This window comes from Streptomyces sp. NPDC004065, assembly GCF_044903565.1.
Taxonomy (GTDB): Bacteria; Actinomycetota; Actinomycetes; order Streptomycetales; family Streptomycetaceae; genus Streptomyces.
The window spans coordinates 367,230-383,441 of sequence record NZ_JBJDQT010000002.1 but is presented as its reverse complement, the minus strand read 5'-3'; the positions used below and the strand labels follow the sequence as shown (position 1 = coordinate 383,441).

Sequence of the window (16,212 nt, the reverse complement as noted above, 5' to 3'; positions counted from 1 at the left end):
CCCGCGCCGGGCACACCCCCGCGCGCGCCGGGCGCGCCGCCCGAGACCGCGCCAGCGCCCCGCACACCCCGCGCCCCGCCGACCCTTCCGTGTGAGCACCCCAGGAGCACTGACATGTTCGACTCCGTGCGCGACGACCTGCGCGCCACCCTCGACGAGATCCGAGCCGCCGGCCTGCACAAGCCCGAGCGCGTCATCGGCACCCCGCAGTCCGCGACCGTGAACGTCACCGCGGGCGGCCGTCCCGGCGAGGTCCTCAACTTCTGCGCCAACAACTACCTCGGCCTCGCCGACCACCCCGAGGTCGTCGCCGCCGCGCACGCCGCCCTCGACCGCTGGGGCTACGGCATGGCCTCGGTGCGCTTCATCTGCGGCACCCAGGAGGTGCACAAGGAACTCGAGGCCCGGCTCTCGGCGTTCCTCGGCCAGGAGGACACGATCCTGTACTCCTCCTGCTTCGACGCCAACGGCGGCGTCTTCGAGACGCTGCTCGGCCCGGAGGACGCGGTGATCTCCGACGCCCTCAACCACGCCTCCATCATCGACGGCATCCGCCTGTCCAAGGCCCGCCGCTTCCGCTACGCCAACCGCGACATGGCCGACCTGGAGCGGCAGCTGAAGGAGGCGGCGGAGGGCGGCGCGCGCCGCCGGCTGATCGTCACCGACGGCGTGTTCTCGATGGACGGCTACGTGGCCCCGCTGCGGGAGATCTGCGACCTCGCCGACCGCTACGACGCGATGGTGATGGTCGACGACTCGCACGCCGTCGGCTTCGTCGGCCCCGGCGGCCGGGGCACCCCCGAACTGCACGGGGTCATGGACCGCGTCGACATCCTCACCGGCACCCTCGGCAAGGCGCTCGGCGGCGCCTCCGGCGGCTACGTCGCCGCCCGCGCCGAGATCGTCGCCCTGCTGCGCCAGCGCTCCCGGCCGTACCTGTTCTCCAACACCCTCGCCCCGGTGATCGCGGCGGCCTCGCTGAAGGTGCTCGACCTGCTGGAGTCCGCGGACGACCTGCGCGTCCGGCTCGCCGAGAACACGGCGCTGTTCCGCTCCCGGATGACCGAGGAGGGCTTCGACGTCCTCCCCGGCGACCACGCGATCGCGCCCGTGATGATCGGCGACGCGGCCCGGGCCGGCCGGATGGCGGAGCTGCTGCTGGAGCGCGGCGTGTACGTGATCGGCTTCTCCTACCCGGTCGTGCCCCAGGGTCAGGCCCGGATCCGGGTGCAGCTGTCCGCGGCGCACTCCACCGAGGACGTCCACCGCGCCGTGGACGCGTTCGTCGCCGCCCGCGCCGAGCTGGAGGGCTGAACCGCCCGCGTGTCCGGCGGCGCCCGGTCTCTTGCGATAATCGTTCGCATGATCGAAGCGCGGCGGCTGCACATCCTCCGTGCGGTGGCCGACCACCGCACGGTGACCGCGGCCGCCGCGGCGCTGTACCTCACGCCGTCGGCGGTCTCCCAGCAGCTGACGGCGCTGGAGCAGGAGACGGGCCACCGGCTGGTCGAGCGCGGCGCCAAGGGCGTACGGCTCACCCCGGCCGGTGAGATCCTGCTCCGCCACGCCCACGCGGTCCTCGCCCAGCTGGAACGGGCGGAGGCCGAGCTCGCCGCGTACGGCTCGGGCGCGGCCGGCACGGTCACGGTGGCCGCCTTCGCCACCGGCATCGCCGAGGTGGTGGCGCCCGCGGTGGCCCGCCTGGCCGCGAGCGCGCCCGGCATCCGCCTGCGGGTCCAGGACGCGGAGGGCGACGCCAGCCTGCCGATGGTGCTGGACCGGCAGGTCGACGTGGCGGTCGCCGTCGAGTACCGGGGGGCGCCGCCGGCGGACGACCCGCGCCTGACCCATGTCCCGCTGTACGCCGAGCCCTTCGACGCGGTCGTCCCGGTCGCCCACCGCCTGGCCGGCGCCCCCGAGGTCCCGCTCGCCGAACTGGCCAAGGACCCCTGGATCGGCCCCTACCCCGGCAACCCCTGCCACGACGTGGTCGTCCTGGCCTGCGAGAGCGCGGGCTTCCAGCCCCGCCTGGAGCACTCCTCGGACGACTTCCGCGCCGTCGTCGCGCTCGCCTCGGCCGACGCGGGAGTGGCCCTGGTGCCGCGCTCCGCGCTGCGTGGCATGGACCTCGCCGGGGTCGTGGTGCGTCCCGTGGACGGCGAGGCGCCCACCCGCCGGGTCTTCGCGGCCGTGCGCCGGGGAGCCGAGGAGCACCCGCTGATCCGCCCGGTGCTGGACGCGCTGGCCGAGGTGTCCCCGCGTTAACACGTCTGTTTCATATCCGGGATAGCGTCCCGTTCATGAGACACGACGGCGCCCTCGGCCCGACACCCGCCGGGAGCGGAAGCGGACCGGCCCCCGAGACCCCCGACCCCGTGGACGCCCGCCTGGGCGCCCGGCTCGCCGGGCTGCGCGCCGAACGGGGCTGGTCGCTGGGGGAGCTGGCCGAGCGCAGCGGAGTGAGCAGGTCGACCCTGTCACGGGCCGAGCGGGCGGAGACCAGCCCGACGGCCGCGGTGCTCAACCGGCTGTGCCACGTGTACGGCCGCACCATGTCGCAGCTGCTCAGCGAGGTCGAGGCGGGGCACGCGCCGGTGCTGCGGGCGGCCGAGCAGCCGGTCTGGGAGGACCGCGCCTCCGGTTTCGTGCGGCGGTCCGTGTCGCCGCCGCACGCCGGACTGCGCGGCGAACTCGTCGAGGGCCGGCTCACGGCCGGCGCCGGCATCGCCTACGACCGCCCGCCCGTGCCCGGTCTCGAACAGCACATCTGGGTGCTGGAGGGGGAGCTCGAGGTGACCGCGGAGCAGGTCCCGCACCGCCTCGGCACCGGCGACTGCCTGCGGCTGCGGGTGTGGGGGCCGACCCGGTTCCACTGCCCCGGCCCCGCGCCGGTGCGCTACGCCCTGGCGGTGGTGCGGCCGTGACGGCGCGGGTGACCCGGCCGGACGCGGACCGGCTGGCGGACCACGTCGAGGACCTGGCCCGGCTGCTGACGGACACGGTGTCCGGCGGGGCCTCCGTGGGCTTCCTCGCCCCCCTGGGCCACGCGGACGCCGTGCACTGGTGGCGGGGCCGGGTGGCCGGCGTGGCCGCCGGGCGGCTCGCCGTGTGGACCGCCCACGACGAGGACGGACGCGCGGTCGGCACCGTGAGCCTCGACTTCCCCGACAAGCCCAACAGCCGTCACCGCGCCGAGCTGGTCAAGCTGATGGTGCACCGCGACGCCCGCGGCCGGGGCCTGGGACGCCGGCTGCTGACCACGGCGGAGCGGGCCGCGGCCGCGTCCGGCGTCACCCTGCTGCACCTGGACACGGAGACCGGCAGCCCGGCCGAGCGCCTCTACGACTCGGCCGGCTGGACCCGCGTCGGGACCATCCCCGGCTACGCCGCCGACCCGGGCGGGGTGCTGCGGCCGACCACCCTGTACTACAAGCACATCGCAGTGGCGGCCGGCACCGGCCGACCGCCGGGGTGACTGCAGGGCGACTGTCAGTGGGAGGGGCTAACGTGCCGACCATGCCGGACGCCGAAGACGTACGCCGTATCGCCCTGTCCCTGCCCGACACGGCGGAGAAGATCGCCTGGAGCATGCCCACCTTCCGGGTCGCGGGGAAGATGTTCGCCACCCTGCCCGAGGACGAGAGCTCCGTCGCCGTGCGCTGCCCCCGCGAGGAGCGGGACGAACTGGTCCTGGCCGAGCCGGAGAAGTTCTGGACAGCGGGTCACGAGGCACAGTTCGCCTGGATCCGGGTCAGACTCGCCGCGCTGGAGGACGAGGGCGAACTGCGCGACATCCTCGCCGACTCCTGGCGGCAGGCGGCGCCGTCCCGGCTGCTGGAGGCCCACCCCGGACTGGGGCTGCCCGCCGCTCGCTGAAATTGCGGTGTGCGCGGCCGGCCGGCCGTGGCATGATCCGCGGCGGACCCGGGACACGGCCGGGAGGCAGGGCGGCTCCGGCCCGCCGCCGGGGGAGGGGGCGGGCGGCCGCCCCAGGGGAGGGAGTGCCGAGGGATGACCGGGACGCCGTCGCAGCCGCCGCCCGCGAAGGCCCCGGCGGAACGGCGCGACATCGTTGCCGGGACGGCCGGCCGCGCGCCGGCGGGGGCGGTGTGGTCGCGTGACTTCGCGCTGTTCTTCGTGGCGCGGGCCGTCGCCCGGCTCGGGGACACCATGCTGCCCGTCGCACTCGCCGCGGGCCTGCTGCAGCACGGCTACGGCGCGAGCGCGGTCGGCCTCGCCATGGCCTCCACGGTCGCCGCGTTCGCCGGACTGGTGGTCTTCGGCGGCGTGATCGCCGACCGCTTCAGCACCCGCAAGCTGATGATCGGCGCCGACCTCGTGCGGCTCGGCACCCAGTCGCTGGCCGCCGTGCTGTTCTCCTCCGGGCACGTGGTGCTCTGGGAGGTCTGCGCCATCGGCTTCGTGGGCGGCGTGGCGGGCGCGGTCTTCCAGCCCGGCGTGGCCAGTACGGTGCCCCGGCTCGCCGCCGACGTGCAGGCGGCCAACGGCGCGATACGCATCGCCGAGTCCTCCGCCCAGCTCGCGGGCCCCGCCGCGGCCGGCCTGCTGGTCGGTCTCGCCTCGCCCGGCGGGGTGTTCGCCGCCCACGCCGCCACCTACGCCGTCAGCGCCCTGTGCCTGCTGCTGCTCCGGCTGCCACCCGCACCCGCCACCGCCCCCGGTACCGCCGCGGGGCACGCCCCGGGCACCTTCCGGGCCGATCTCGTCGAGGGCTGGCGGGAGTTCAGGGCGCGCACCTGGCTGTGGGGCGTCATCGCCGTCTGGTGCCTCTACATGATCGCCGTCTGGGGCCCCACCGTGCCGCTGGTGGCCACACAGGTGGTCCAGGAGCACGGCCCGCGCGCCTACGGCCTGGTCAACTCCGCGCTCGGCGCCGGCACCGTGGCCGGCGGCTTCCTCGCGCTGCGGCTGCGGCCCCGCCGCATGCTGCGGGCCGGCGCCTGGGCGCTGTTCGCCTTATCCGGCTTCCCCGCCGCCGTGGGCGCCGGGCTCGGCGTACCGGCCATGGCCGCCGCGGCCGCCGTCGCCGGGGCCGGCATGTCGTTCTGGGGCGTGATGTGGGCGACCAGCGTGCAGACCCAGGTCCCGCCCGACGTCCTCAACCGCATCCACGCCTACGACGTGGCGGGCTCGCTCGCCATGATGCCGGTGGGCCAGGCGCTGGCCGGCCCGGCCGCCGGGCTCTTCGGCACCGGCCATGTGCTGCTGGCCGCCGGGGCGACGAGCCTCGCCGTACCGGTCGCGCTGCTCGCCGTTCCCGCCATACGCGGCCTGGTGCGCGCCGACGAACGGCCCCGGGGCCCGGGCGCGGGGGTGACGGGCGCCGCGGCGCACCCGGCCGGCCGCTGACGGCGGCGCCCGCCCCGCGGCCGGCGCCCCAAAAGGCGTGCGCGACCACCGACCCGAGTGCGGTATGGTTTTCCTGCACGCCGGGCCGGGGGAAACCCCAGGTCAGACGGGCAACGGGACGTGGCGCAGCTTGGTAGCGCACTTGACTGGGGGTCAAGGGGTCGCAGGTTCAAATCCTGTCGTCCCGACACAGCGGAACACAGGTCGAGGGGCCGTACCGGGAAGATCCGGTACGGCCCCTCACCCGTGCGCGGACCGCCGCCCGCTCAGGAGGCCGTGCCCAGCCGCTTGGCGTACCGCGCCTGGACGATCTTGGGATAGCGGGCGGTGAAGACGGCCGGGACCACGAAGCCGAGCACCTGGACGGTCACCTTGACCGCCGTGCCGGCGCCCTCGGCGTCGCAGACGGTGAGCGCGGCGGCGGTCACCAGGAAGGCACCGGCCCACACCGCGGTGATGACGTCGTTGACGCGCAGGAACTGCGGGGTCTTCCAGAACTTCTCCGGGACCGTGCGCCGTGCGATGCCCAGGGTGAAGGGGCGGCGGACGGCGAGCGTGGTCCCCGCGGTCAGCGCCAGCCAGCCGAACGAGATCGCCCCGCCGTAGTCCGCGATCCGGGAGTCCGGCGCGGCGAAGGCGAGCGCGGTCAGCGCGACGAAGAAGCAGGCGGTGCTGGCCTCGAGGATCAGCGCGTCGGCGGGCACCCCCGCCCTGCGGTTCACGGCCAGCAGGACCAGGGCAACGACCAGTCCGGTGAGCGCACTCCACTGCCAGCCGAGCGGCGACAGGCAGGCGTAGGCGATCCACGGAAGGAAGCCGCGCAGGTAGTGCATGGGAACCCCTTTCCGGGGCGCTCGACATGACATTCCACTTTTGACATGTCGAAGCTAAGGTGTCACTCGCGATATGTCAATCGTGGAGGTACGGTGGGGGCATGAGCCTTCGCCACGCCCTGCTCGGACTTCTCGTGGACCGCCCCGCCAGCGGATACGACCTGCTGAAGCTGTTCGACACCTCGCTGGCCCACGTCTGGCCGGCCACGCAGAGCCAGATGTACGGCGAGCTGAACCGGCTGGCGGCGGCCGGGCTGGTCGATGTGTCCGCCGAGGGTCCGCGCGGCCGCAAGGAGTACACGCTCACCGAGGCGGGCCGCGCGGAACTGGCCAGGTGGCTGGGGTCGCCCAGCCCCGCGCAGCCGCGCCGCAGCGAACTGCTGCTGAAACTGTTCTTCCTGGACCTGGCCGGCGCCGAGGAGATCCGCGCGCTGCTCGCGGAACGCGAGCGGCAGGCCACGGCCGAGCACGAACGGCTGTCGCGGCTGCGCGCCCAACTCGACGGCGAGGACGGCCGGCTGACCGTCAACGGGCGCATCGGGCTGGAGTACGGGCTGCGCCTGTCCGCGATGGAGCGGGACTGGGCGCGCTGGGCGGCCGCCCAGATCGAGGACCGGGAACAGGTCCCGGCCACAACCGCACCGGAGACCTGACCGGCCCTGCGGCCGGGCCGCCCGTGCCGCCGGGCCGCGGGCCGTGGGCCGTACGGTGCCGCCTGGCCGCCCGTGCCGCCGGGCCGTGCGGTGCCCGGCGAGTCGCCGGTGCCGCCCGTGCCGCCGGCGCAGCGCGCGCCGCGCGGCCGGAGGGCGCGGTCGCAACGGGCCGGCCCGACGGCGCGGGCAGTCGCAACGGCGCAGGGGCGCAGCGGCCGGTCACAGTCGGGTGCACGTGACCGGCCCGGGCCGGGGTCAGTACACGTAACCCACGTGGGCGAGGGCCTGCTTGAGGAGGACGCCGTGCCCGCCGGGCATCTCGCTCTGCACCGCCGCCGAGGCCGCCTCCTGCGGGCTGAACCACACCAGGTCCAGCGCGTCCTGCCGGGGCCGGCAGTCACCGGTGACCGGGACGACGTAGGCGAGCGACACGGCGTGCTGACGCGGGTCGTGGTACGGCGTGATGCCCGCCGTCGGGAAGTACTCGGCGACGGTGAAGGGCTGCATGGAGGCCGGGACCTGGGGCAGTGCGACGGGCCCGAGGTCCTTCTCCAGGTGGCGCAGCAGGGCGTCCCGGATCCGCTCGTGGTGCAGCACCCGGCCGGAGACCAGGGTCCGGCTGACCGTTCCGTCCGGGCCGATGCGGAGGAGCAGGCCGATGCTGGTCACTTCGCCGCTGTCGTCCACGCGCACGGGGACCGCCTCGACGTACAGGATCGGCATGCGGGCGCGGGCCGACTCCAGTTCATCGGTGGTCAGCCAACCGGGCGTGGTCTCGGTCATGTCAGACATTGCTTGATCATACTTTCCGGGATTCCGGCTGGACAGGCGTGCCGCTCCGGCGCGGTCGTGAGCGGCCACACGTGCGGCGGGGCCGGGTACCGGGCCGCCGCACGTCGTTCAGGTCCCTCCTGTGTCGTGGTCGATGCGGTACACCCGCAGGGCGTTGTCGCGTCCCGTCCAGCGGGCGATCCGCAGCGCGTCCGCCCCGGACAGCTCGCCGGCGGCGAGGCGTTGCTCCAGCAGGGCGGCCAGGCCCTGCCGGAAGGCCACCGCGCCGAGGTGGTGGAACTCGGCCAGCCCGAACGCGTCGGAGCTGTACAGCAGTTTGCGGAACGGTGTGATCTCCAGTGCCTCGGCGAGGACCGCGGCGGCCCGGGCGGGCCCCACATGATGCAGCGTCAGTCCGACGTCCAGGTACACGTGCTCGAACACCGCGGCGAGGTAGGCGGCCTGGCGCTGGTAGGGCCAGCAGTGCAGCAGCATCACCGGGACCGTGCCGGCCGTCCGGTGCAGCCAGTCGGTCAGCAGGGCCGGGTCCGCGCGGTGCAGCCGGACGTCGCTGTCGCCGAACCCGGTGTGCAGTTGCAGCGGCAGACCGAGATCGACGGCCGTCCACAGCAGATGCCGTACCAGCACCGGGTCGTCGACACGGAAATCCGCCCCGGTGAGCCGGGCGGCCGCCGCCCGCGTCACCTCCGCCTCGCTCGGGCGCGCCGGGTCCAGGGCGAAACCGGTGCGGTACGCGGCCACCGACTTCACCGCCACCACCCCCGGCCGCCGCACGGCGTCCTCGGCCGCCGCGCGCACCGCGGCGCCGTACTCGCCGGGCTCCGCACCGCGCGCCGCCACCGCCTCCGCGACGGCCTCCAGCCGTACCACCTCGTACGCGGCCGCCGCACCGCCCGTGGCCGCGGCCAGCTCCGCCGGCGTGGTGAGCCGGTCCCCCTGATAGCCGGTGTCGACGCAGAGGGCGCCGGTGCCCGCGGCCGTCAGGAATCGCCGGTTCACCTCGTCCGGGCCCAGCTCCGCGCGCCGGGCCAGGTAGTCGCCGGGCGGGGCGTGGTGCGGCAGACCGAGGACGGGGGCGCAGTGCCGGCGGACGGCCACGCCGACGGGGGTGTCGAACAGCGAGATCCCGCTGCCCGGCCACACCTCGCCCTCGGTCAGCAGGGACTCGAAGCCGGTCCGGTCCAGACCGGCGGTGACCACGCCGTGGCAGTGGTGGTCCACCAGTGGCAGGCCGGCGAGCAGTTCGCGGACCGGTCCGGCGCCGGCCGGCGTGCCCATCAGTACGTCCAGCGGTAGGCCGCCGCCACCCGCTCGTCGTCCAGCCCCGCCACGGCCGCGATCTCGCCCTCGCGCACGGCGATCACCGCGTCGGCGAGCACCGGCCCGAGGGCCGTGCGCAGCACCTCGTCCGCGCGGAAGGCGGCCACGGCCTCGGCGAGCGTGGTGGGCAGCCGGCGTACGCCCCGTTCGGCGGCCTCCGCAGCGCCGAGCGCGGCCGGGTCCCCGGTGATCTCCTCGGGCAGCGTCGCGGACGCGTCGAGTCCGTCCAGTCCGGCGGCGATCAGGCAGCCCAGCGCCAGATAGGGGTTGGCCGCCAGGTCCACGGGCTTGATCTCGAGGTTGGCGGCCTGGTCGCCCAGGCCCCGGGTGCCGGTGACGACCCGCAGGGCCGCCTCGCGCGTCTCCCGGCCCCAGGCGGTGAACACCCCCGCCCACTGGGAGGGTTTGAGCCGCAGATAGCTGGCCGGGCTCGGCGCGGTGACCGCCGTGAGGGCGGGCAGCCGGGCGAGCAGGCCCGCGGCGAAGGACTCGGCCTCGGCCGTCATGCCGTACCGGCGCTCGCCGCCGGAGTGCAGATTGCGGCCGTCGCGCCAGGCGGACAGGTGGACGTGGCCGCCGTTGCCCACGCCCCGCGCGGACACGGCCGGGGAGAACGACACCCTCAGCCCGTGCCGCTGGGCCACGGCCCGTACGGTCTGCCGTACGAGCAGGCTCCGGTCGGCCGCCGCCACCGGGTCCAGCGCCCCGGCCGAGATCTCGAACTGCCCGGCCGCGTACTCGGGATGGAGCTGCTCCACGTCCGCGCCCTGCGCCGCGAGGGCGGCCAGCAGGTCGGCGGTGTACTCGCTCAGCTCCACCTGCCGGACGGCGCCGTAGGCCGGACCGGTGGCGGCGGGCTCGAAGTCGCCGTCCGGGGCCGTCCCCCGGCCCACGGACCACTCGATCTCGATGGCCGCCTTGAAGGCGAGGCCGTGGCGGCGCTCGGCGTCGGCGACGGTACGGCGCAGAAAAGTGCGGCTGCACCCCGGGTGCGGTTCGCCCTCCTGGGTGATCCGGTCGACCGGGGCCCAGGCCCAGCCGGGCTGCCCGGACAGGGCGACCAGGTGGTCGAGGTCCGGGAACAGCCGCAGGTCGCCGTCCGGGGAGCCGAGGACGTCGGTGGTGACGATCGAGTCGCCGGCGAGGAAGGTGTCGAACACCGGGGACATGCCCACGCCCCAGGCGGCGGCCGCGGCCAGCTTCCCCGTCGGGACCGTCTTGACCCGGCCGATCCCGGCGGTGTCCACGTACGCCAGCACGACCCCGTGCACGCCCCGCCCGGCGAGCTCGCCGCTGAGCGCGGTGGCCCGCTCGACGTCACCGGGACGCCCGCCGGGGACGGGATCGGCAAGGGTGGTCATACGTCCTCCTCGGCTCGGTGAACCGGCGGCGGGCCGCCGCCCCGCGCGTCAGGGTTTCACGGCCACCGCGCCGAACTGCGGCACCGCGGCGGGGGAGCCGCCCTCGGGGCGCCACTGCGAACACGGCACCAGGCCCGGCTCCACCAGGTCGAGCCCCTCGAGGAAGGCGGCGACGTCGGCGCGGCTGCGCGCGGTGATCGGCGGGGTGGCGTTGGCGTTCCAGAACTCCATGGCCGCGATGTTGCCCTCGCCGCCGAGGTCGGCGTCGAAGGTGGGGTGGGTCAGCACCAGGAAGCTCCCGGAGGGCACCGCGGCCATGACGCGGCCGACGATCTCGCGCGCCTTGGCGGTGTCCAGGACGAAGTTGAGGATGCCGAGCATCATCACCGCGACGGGCTCGCCGAAGTCCAGCGTGGCCGCCGCGCGTTCGACGATGGCGTCGGGGTCGTGCACATCGGCGTCGATGTAGTCGGTCACGCCCTGCGGAGTGCTGGTCAGCAGGGTGCGGGCGTGCACCAGCACGATCGGGTCGTTGTCGACGTACACGATCCGCGCGTCCGGGGCGATGCGCTGTGCTATCTCGTGCGTGTTGTCGACCGTGGGCAGCCCGGTGCCGATGTCGAGGAACTGGCGCACCCCGCGCTCGGCGGCCAGGTACCGCACCGCCCTGCCGAGGAAGTCGCGGTCCGCGCGGGCGACGTCCCTGATGACCGGGAACATCCCGGCGACGTGCTCGCCGACCTGCTGGTCGACCTCGTAGTTGTCCTTGCCGCCGACCCAGTAGTTCCACACCCGCGCGTTGTGCGCCACACCGGTGTTCAGCCTCGGCGACCCGCCCGACGGGGTGCGGCTCTCGGTCACGTCTTCGCTCCTGGTCCGTCTCGTCGTCCCGCCGCCGTCGCGGCCGTGACGGCCGCGGGTGCGGTCGTCGCCGCCATTGTGCCGCCCGGTGATCACGGTGTCCGGGGAATGCGACGACCGGCCGGGGGCGGCCCGGGATTTTTGGGCAGGGCCCTTGCCTTGACCGGGCCGGTCGTGATTCGCTCGGTTTCTAGTGAGGAGCCCTTACTAACTCCGCCGACCTGTCCCCACCCCGCCCCCTACCCCGCCTCCCTCACCCCGCTCGCTCCCGCCCGCCGCCCGATCCGCGAGGAGGTCGCCGATGACCACCACCCCGAGCCCGACCACGATGCCCACGACGCCCACGACGCCCACGACGGCCACGACGCCGACGACGCCCGCGGCGCCGAGGCCCCTGCCCCACTGGGAGACCGTCCCCGCCGACCTGCCCGCGGCCGTCCGGGAGATCAAGGCCGCGCTCAGGGCCCGTATCGAGGCCTCCGGCCGCACCGTGGAGGAGGTGTTCGCCGCCGTCGAGCGCCGGGTCGCCGCCCGGGTCGCCGAGATCGAGGCCGACCGCGCGCGCGGCGAGAGCGTCTGGCCGGTGGTCGACTACGACGACATCCGCGACGGCACCGTCCCCCCGCGCGAACTGGCCCGGATCGCCGGACGCGGCTGCCTCGTGGTGCGCGGCCACTTCCCCCGCGAGCAGGCCCTCGCCTGGGACGCCGGCATCGTCGACTACGTCGAGCGCAACCGCTTCTTCGAGACCTACACCGGTCCCGGCGACGACTTCTTCGGCAGTGTCGGCTCCAAGCCGGAGATCTATCCGGTGTACTGGTCCGCCCCCCAGATGGAGGCCCGGCAGAGCGAGCGCATGGCCCGGGTGCAGTCCTTCCTGAACTCCTTCTGGAAGCACGAATCCGGCGGCGTCCAGTGGTTCGACCCCGACCGCGACGCGATGTACCCCGACCGCATCCGCCGCCGCCCGCCGGGCACGGACTCCGGCGGCCTCGGCACCCACTGCGACCCCGGCACCCTGGACCTGTGGATGACGCGGGACTACCAGCAGGCCTTCCGCCACCTGTGGGACGGCAGCGTCGAGCGGTACGACCCGTGGGACGCCGCCCACCGCACCACCGGCCCCCAGTACCCGGGCACCACCATGTGCTCGGCCTTCCGCACCTTCCAGGGCTGGACCGCCCTGTCCGACATGGACCACGACCAGGGGGTGCTGCACACCGTGCCGGTCCCCGAGGCCATGGCCTACCTGATGCTGCGCCCGCTGCTGCCGGACGTGCCCGGGGACGACATGTGCGGCGTCACCGTCAACCAGGTCTTCCCGGTGAGCGAGAAGTGGCACCCGCTGCTGCTGCGGGCGCTCACCGGCATCCCCGACGTCAGGGCCGGGGACTCGGTGTGGTGGCACTGCGACATGGTGCACGGCGTCGCCCCGGTCACCGACCAGAAGGGCTGGGGCAACGTCATGTACATCCCGGCCGCGCCCTGGTGCCCGCGCAACGAGAGGTACGCGGCCGAGGTGAGGCAGGCGTTCCTGTCCGGGTCCAGCCCGAGCGACTTCCCCGCCGAGCACTACGAGCGCGACTGGGCCGGCCGTTTCACCCCCGACCGGCTCAACGACACCGGCCGCCGGGGCCTCGGCCTCCCGTCCGGCCGCTGAGACGGCCTCCCGTCCGCCTCTAGTCAGGAAGGAGCCCTTACCTCCGGGGGCTCGGTAGGGTGGTGAGCGCCGGCGCGGCCAGGCTCCGCCGGCGCCACGACCCGACGACCGACCGACGAGAGGTGCGATGGAGATCCGCCGGGGGCTCGCGGGAGCGGCCCTGCCGAGCATGGCCCTGGTCCGGGAGCTGACCGACCAGATCGTGCTGGACACCGTGTTCGAGCAGGCGCCCGTCACCCGGGCGGAGATCGCCCAGCGCACCGGCATCTCCAAGACCACCGTCTCGGAGTCCGTACGGCGGCTGGAGGAGCTCAAGCTGCTCCGGCCGGCCGGCGAGCAGCGGGGCCGGCAGGGCCGGGTGGGCACGTACTACCAGGTGGCCGCCGACGCCGGCTTCGTCGTCGCCGTGGATCTGCACCCCACCGAGATCCGGCTGTGCGCCGCCGACCTGTTCGGCCGTCCGTTCCTGCAGAGCACCCACCAGCCGATGCGGCCCCGCAACCCCGCGCACACCGCCCGCCAGCTGCGCACCCTGGTGGCCGGTGCCGTCCAGCAGGGCACCGTGGACCACGGCCGGCCGCTGGCCGTGGCGGTCTCGGTGGCCAACCCGGTCGACCCGCGGACGTCCGCCGTGATCCCGCTGCGCAACACCCCCTACCCGGGCGGGGTGTTCCAGCCGCAGGAGGCCCTCGCCGACCTGACCGACGCGCCGCTGCTGGTCGAGAACGACGTCAACCTGGCCGCCGTGGCCGAACGCTGGCACGGCGCCGGCCGCGACGCCGACAGCTTCGCCTATGTGTACATCGGCGCCGGTCTCGGCATGGGCCTGGTCATCGGTGACCGCCTCGTCCAGGGCGCCCGGGGCGTGGCGGGCGAGATCGGCTACCTCAGCGTCAGCTCGCAGCCGCCCGGAACACCGCACGGCCTGGCCCGTGCCGTGGCCGAGGCGGGCTTCGGCGCGGGCCGGCTGCCCGCTGACGACGGTGCGGACCCCGTGGCCGCGGCCCGCGAGGTCCTGCGGCGCGCCGGCGAGGGCGACGCCCGGGCCCTGGCCGTCGTCGCGGAGGAGGGCCGCACCATCGGCGAGGCGATCGCCTCCGTGTGCGCGGTCGTCGACCCCGCGCTGGTGCTGCTCGGGGGCCCGGTCGGCAGCCACCCGGTGCTGCTCGGCCCGGTCCGGGAGGCGGTGGACGCCCTCGCCCCGCTGCCCCCGCCCGTGGAGCCCGGCGCCCTGGGCGACGCGGCCCCGCTGCACGGCGCCCTCGCCGTCGCCCTGCGCCGCGCCCGCGCCGACCTGCGCACCCGCGCGGGAGGCGGCTGACCGGACCGCCACTCCTACCCCGCCAGTCCACTGATCCCGCTCCGGTACTGACCCCGCTCCTCCACCGACCCCCTCCCGCGTACGGCGACGGCGCCGACGCACCCCCGGCGCCGAGGCGCCCCGCACGGAAAAACGGACATGCCCAGCACTCCCTCGCCCCTGCTCACCACCTCCGCACCCGACGGCGGCCCGGCGGCCGACATACGGCTGATCGTCACCGACATGGACGGCACGCTCCTCGACGACGACAAGCGGATCCCGCGGGGCCTGTGGCCCGTCCTCGCCGAACTGCGCCGCCGCGGGGTGCTCTTCAGCCCCGCCAGCGGCCGCCAGTACGCCACCCTGGCCGAGCAGTTCGGCGACGCGGGCGAGGGCATGGTGTTCATCGCGGAGAACGGCACGTACGTCGTCCGGGACGGTGTGGAGCTGAGCTCGACGCCCCTGGAGCCGGGGACCGCCGCGCGCCTCGTGGCCGCCGCCCGGGAGCTGTCGGCCCGGGGCACGGACGTGGGCGCCGTCGTGTGCGGCAAGAGGTCGGCCTACGTCGAGCGGACCGACGAGGCGTTCCTGGCCGAGGTGCGCAAGTACTACGTACGGCACCGGATCGTGGCCGACGCGGCGGAGGTGGACGACGAGATCATCAAGGTGGCGTTCTTCGACTTCGGGCCGGCCGAGCGGACCACCGCTCCCGCGCTCGCGCCGTTCGCCGCGACGCACCAGGTGGTCGTCTCCGGTGAGCACTGGGTCGACGTGATGCACCGCGCCGCCAACAAGGGCGCCGCTCTGCGCGCGCTCCAGCGGGACCTCGGGATCACCCCGGCCCAGACCCTGGTGTTCGGCGACTACCTCAACGACCTGGAGATGCTGGACGCCGCCGAGTGGTCGTTCGCCATGGCCAACGCCCACCCCGAGGTGGTCCGCAGGGCCCGCCACCTGGCTCCTTCCAACAACGACGACGGCGTCCTGCGGACCATCGCGCGGCTGCTGCGCCTGTGAGCGGGCGGGGCGGCGCCGCTCAGCGGCCGCGGCCCTTGCCTCGGGGCCGCGGCCCGAGCGCCGTACGGACCCTCTCGACGAGCGGGGCACAGACCCGCGCGACGAGCGGCGCGCAGACCTTCGCGACGAGCACCGTACGGACCCTGGCGGCGAGCGGCGCGGCCGCCGCCGCGAGGCGCCGCCCGGCGGCGGAGCACCCGTCCACGAAGTCCACGTAGCGCTGCCCCCAACCCCGGGGCGGGAAGCCCAGCCGGGCCCGCAGACGCCGCAGCGCCCGGCCGGCGTCCGGCAGCGGCACGGCCGCCGGATCACCGGCCGACGCCGGGGTGGCGGTGTCGGCCGGCGCGTCGGCCAGTGTCAGACGCAGGCCGCCGAAGCGGCGCGCGAGCAGGGTGAACAGGGTGGCGCCGAGCCCGGCGACGACCGCCCCCGCCACCGCCTCCAGCAGCACCACGGGCACGGCCAGCACGAGCCCCCAGCCCAGCGGGGGCCACGGGTCCTCGCCCAGCAGCCACAGCAGGATCCAGACCACGGACACCACGGCGGTCAGGCACACGCCGAATGCGAGCGCCATCAGCCCGCCGACCTTGAACGCCGACGCGGGGCCGGCCCCGCATATGTGGTCGCCGTCCTCCGGCGCGTCGTCCTCCGTCGAGCCGTTCGCCGTCGCGCCGTCGGTCGCGGGGTCGTCGGATCCGCCGTCCGCGGTCGCACCGTCGTCCGTCGCTCCGTCCGTCGCGCCGGGCCCGGTGCCGCCGTCGTCGAATCCGCCGTCCTGCGGGTCCCGCGTCCAGTGGGGTTCTGCGGTGCGTGTCATGAGCGACCGGCCTCCTGGGCGAACCGGCACACCGGAGCGGCGGGGGGCCGCCCCCGGTGTGGTGGCCCCCCACGGGTCTGCGCTCCCGACGCTAGGGGCGCGGCCGGCACCCCGCATGCCCGCCGGGCGCTCGGCGGGTCCGTTCAGGTGACCGCGCGGGGCCGGCCGGTCGCCGCGAGACCCGTACGCAGGTCCCGCCGGGGCGGGGGTCCGTGCGGGGCGCGGTCA

16 protein-coding genes and 1 tRNA gene are annotated in these 16,212 nt (G+C 75.2%); 11 read left to right on the top strand and 6 right to left on the bottom strand.

Features of this window, described 5'->3' with window-relative positions:
• Positions 1 to 114 precede the first annotated feature (114 nt).
• The 7 genes from ACI2LW_RS05635 to ACI2LW_RS05605 all read left to right on the top strand — a co-directional run bounded on the left by ACI2LW_RS05635 (position 115) and on the right by ACI2LW_RS05605 (position 5,558).
• Entirely contained in the window at positions 115 to 1,314 is a 1,200-nt protein-coding gene (locus tag ACI2LW_RS05635) for a glycine C-acetyltransferase (RefSeq protein WP_404729838.1), read from the top strand.
• A gap of 48 nt (positions 1,315 to 1,362) precedes the next feature.
• A complete protein-coding gene (locus ACI2LW_RS05630; protein ID WP_404729837.1) occupies positions 1,363 to 2,265 on the top strand; it encodes a LysR family transcriptional regulator in 903 nt (300 codons plus the stop codon).
• 35 nt (positions 2,266 to 2,300) lie between these two features.
• A complete protein-coding gene (locus ACI2LW_RS05625) occupies positions 2,301 to 2,924 on the top strand; it encodes a helix-turn-helix domain-containing protein (protein WP_404729836.1) in 624 nt (207 codons plus the stop codon).
• A complete protein-coding gene (locus ACI2LW_RS05620) occupies positions 2,921 to 3,475 on the top strand; it encodes a GNAT family N-acetyltransferase (protein WP_404729835.1) in 555 nt (184 codons plus the stop codon). Before ACI2LW_RS05625 ends, ACI2LW_RS05620 begins: the two co-directional genes overlap by 4 nt.
• A gap of 41 nt (positions 3,476 to 3,516) precedes the next feature.
• Positions 3,517 to 3,876, top strand: coding sequence for an MmcQ/YjbR family DNA-binding protein (locus ACI2LW_RS05615; RefSeq protein WP_404729834.1), 360 nt, complete (start codon positions 3,517 to 3,519; stop codon positions 3,874 to 3,876).
• A gap of 135 nt (positions 3,877 to 4,011) precedes the next feature.
• Positions 4,012 to 5,370, top strand: a complete 1,359-nt coding sequence (locus tag ACI2LW_RS05610) for an MFS transporter (protein ID WP_404729833.1) — start codon at positions 4,012 to 4,014, stop codon at positions 5,368 to 5,370.
• A gap of 114 nt (positions 5,371 to 5,484) precedes the next feature.
• Positions 5,485 to 5,558: transfer RNA gene (locus tag ACI2LW_RS05605), tRNA-Pro, on the top strand.
• Between the two features lie 78 nt (positions 5,559 to 5,636).
• On the opposite strand, the gene ACI2LW_RS05600 is transcribed toward ACI2LW_RS05605, so the two are convergent.
• A complete protein-coding gene (locus tag ACI2LW_RS05600; protein WP_404729832.1) occupies positions 5,637 to 6,203 on the bottom strand; it encodes a hypothetical protein in 567 nt (188 codons plus the stop codon).
• A 101-nt stretch (positions 6,204 to 6,304) separates the two neighbouring features.
• Here ACI2LW_RS05600 and ACI2LW_RS05595 point away from each other — a divergent pair, with 101 nt between their 5' ends.
• Complete coding sequence (locus ACI2LW_RS05595; protein ID WP_404729831.1) at positions 6,305 to 6,856, top strand: PadR family transcriptional regulator; 552 nt, start codon at positions 6,305 to 6,307, stop codon at positions 6,854 to 6,856.
• Positions 6,857 to 7,111: 255 nt separating this feature from the next.
• On the opposite strand, the gene ACI2LW_RS05590 is transcribed toward ACI2LW_RS05595, so the two are convergent.
• The 4 genes from ACI2LW_RS05590 to ACI2LW_RS05575 form a co-directional block, all read right to left on the bottom strand.
• On the bottom strand, positions 7,112 to 7,639 hold the full coding sequence (locus tag ACI2LW_RS05590) for an NUDIX hydrolase family protein (protein ID WP_404729969.1): 528 nt from the start codon (positions 7,637 to 7,639) through the stop codon (positions 7,112 to 7,114).
• A 117-nt stretch (positions 7,640 to 7,756) separates the two neighbouring features.
• Positions 7,757 to 8,926 (bottom strand): amidohydrolase family protein, encoded by a 1,170-nt coding sequence (locus tag ACI2LW_RS05585; RefSeq protein WP_404729830.1) that lies wholly within the window; start codon positions 8,924 to 8,926, stop codon positions 7,757 to 7,759.
• A complete protein-coding gene (locus tag ACI2LW_RS05580; protein WP_404729829.1) occupies positions 8,926 to 10,329 on the bottom strand; it encodes a glutamine synthetase in 1,404 nt (467 codons plus the stop codon). The genes ACI2LW_RS05585 and ACI2LW_RS05580 overlap by 1 nt, the downstream gene beginning before the upstream one ends.
• A gap of 48 nt (positions 10,330 to 10,377) precedes the next feature.
• Positions 10,378 to 11,190, bottom strand: coding sequence for an SAM-dependent methyltransferase (locus tag ACI2LW_RS05575; protein ID WP_404729828.1), 813 nt, complete (start codon positions 11,188 to 11,190; stop codon positions 10,378 to 10,380).
• 301 nt (positions 11,191 to 11,491) lie between these two features.
• On the opposite strand from ACI2LW_RS05575, the gene ACI2LW_RS05570 reads away from it, so the two are divergent.
• From ACI2LW_RS05570 to ACI2LW_RS05560, 3 genes are all read left to right on the top strand, one after another.
• Positions 11,492 to 12,850, top strand: coding sequence for a DUF1479 domain-containing protein (locus tag ACI2LW_RS05570; protein WP_404729827.1), 1,359 nt, complete (start codon positions 11,492 to 11,494; stop codon positions 12,848 to 12,850).
• Positions 12,851 to 12,977: 127 nt separating this feature from the next.
• Entirely contained in the window at positions 12,978 to 14,171 is a 1,194-nt protein-coding gene (locus ACI2LW_RS05565) for an ROK family protein (RefSeq protein ID WP_404729826.1), read from the top strand.
• A 138-nt stretch (positions 14,172 to 14,309) separates the two neighbouring features.
• Complete coding sequence (locus ACI2LW_RS05560) at positions 14,310 to 15,167, top strand: Cof-type HAD-IIB family hydrolase (protein WP_404729825.1); 858 nt, start codon at positions 14,310 to 14,312, stop codon at positions 15,165 to 15,167.
• 19 nt (positions 15,168 to 15,186) lie between these two features.
• On the opposite strand, the gene ACI2LW_RS05555 is transcribed toward ACI2LW_RS05560, so the two are convergent.
• Positions 15,187 to 15,984, bottom strand: a complete 798-nt coding sequence (locus ACI2LW_RS05555) for a hypothetical protein (RefSeq protein ID WP_404729824.1) — start codon at positions 15,982 to 15,984, stop codon at positions 15,187 to 15,189.
• Positions 15,985 to 16,212: the final 228 nt, after the last annotated feature.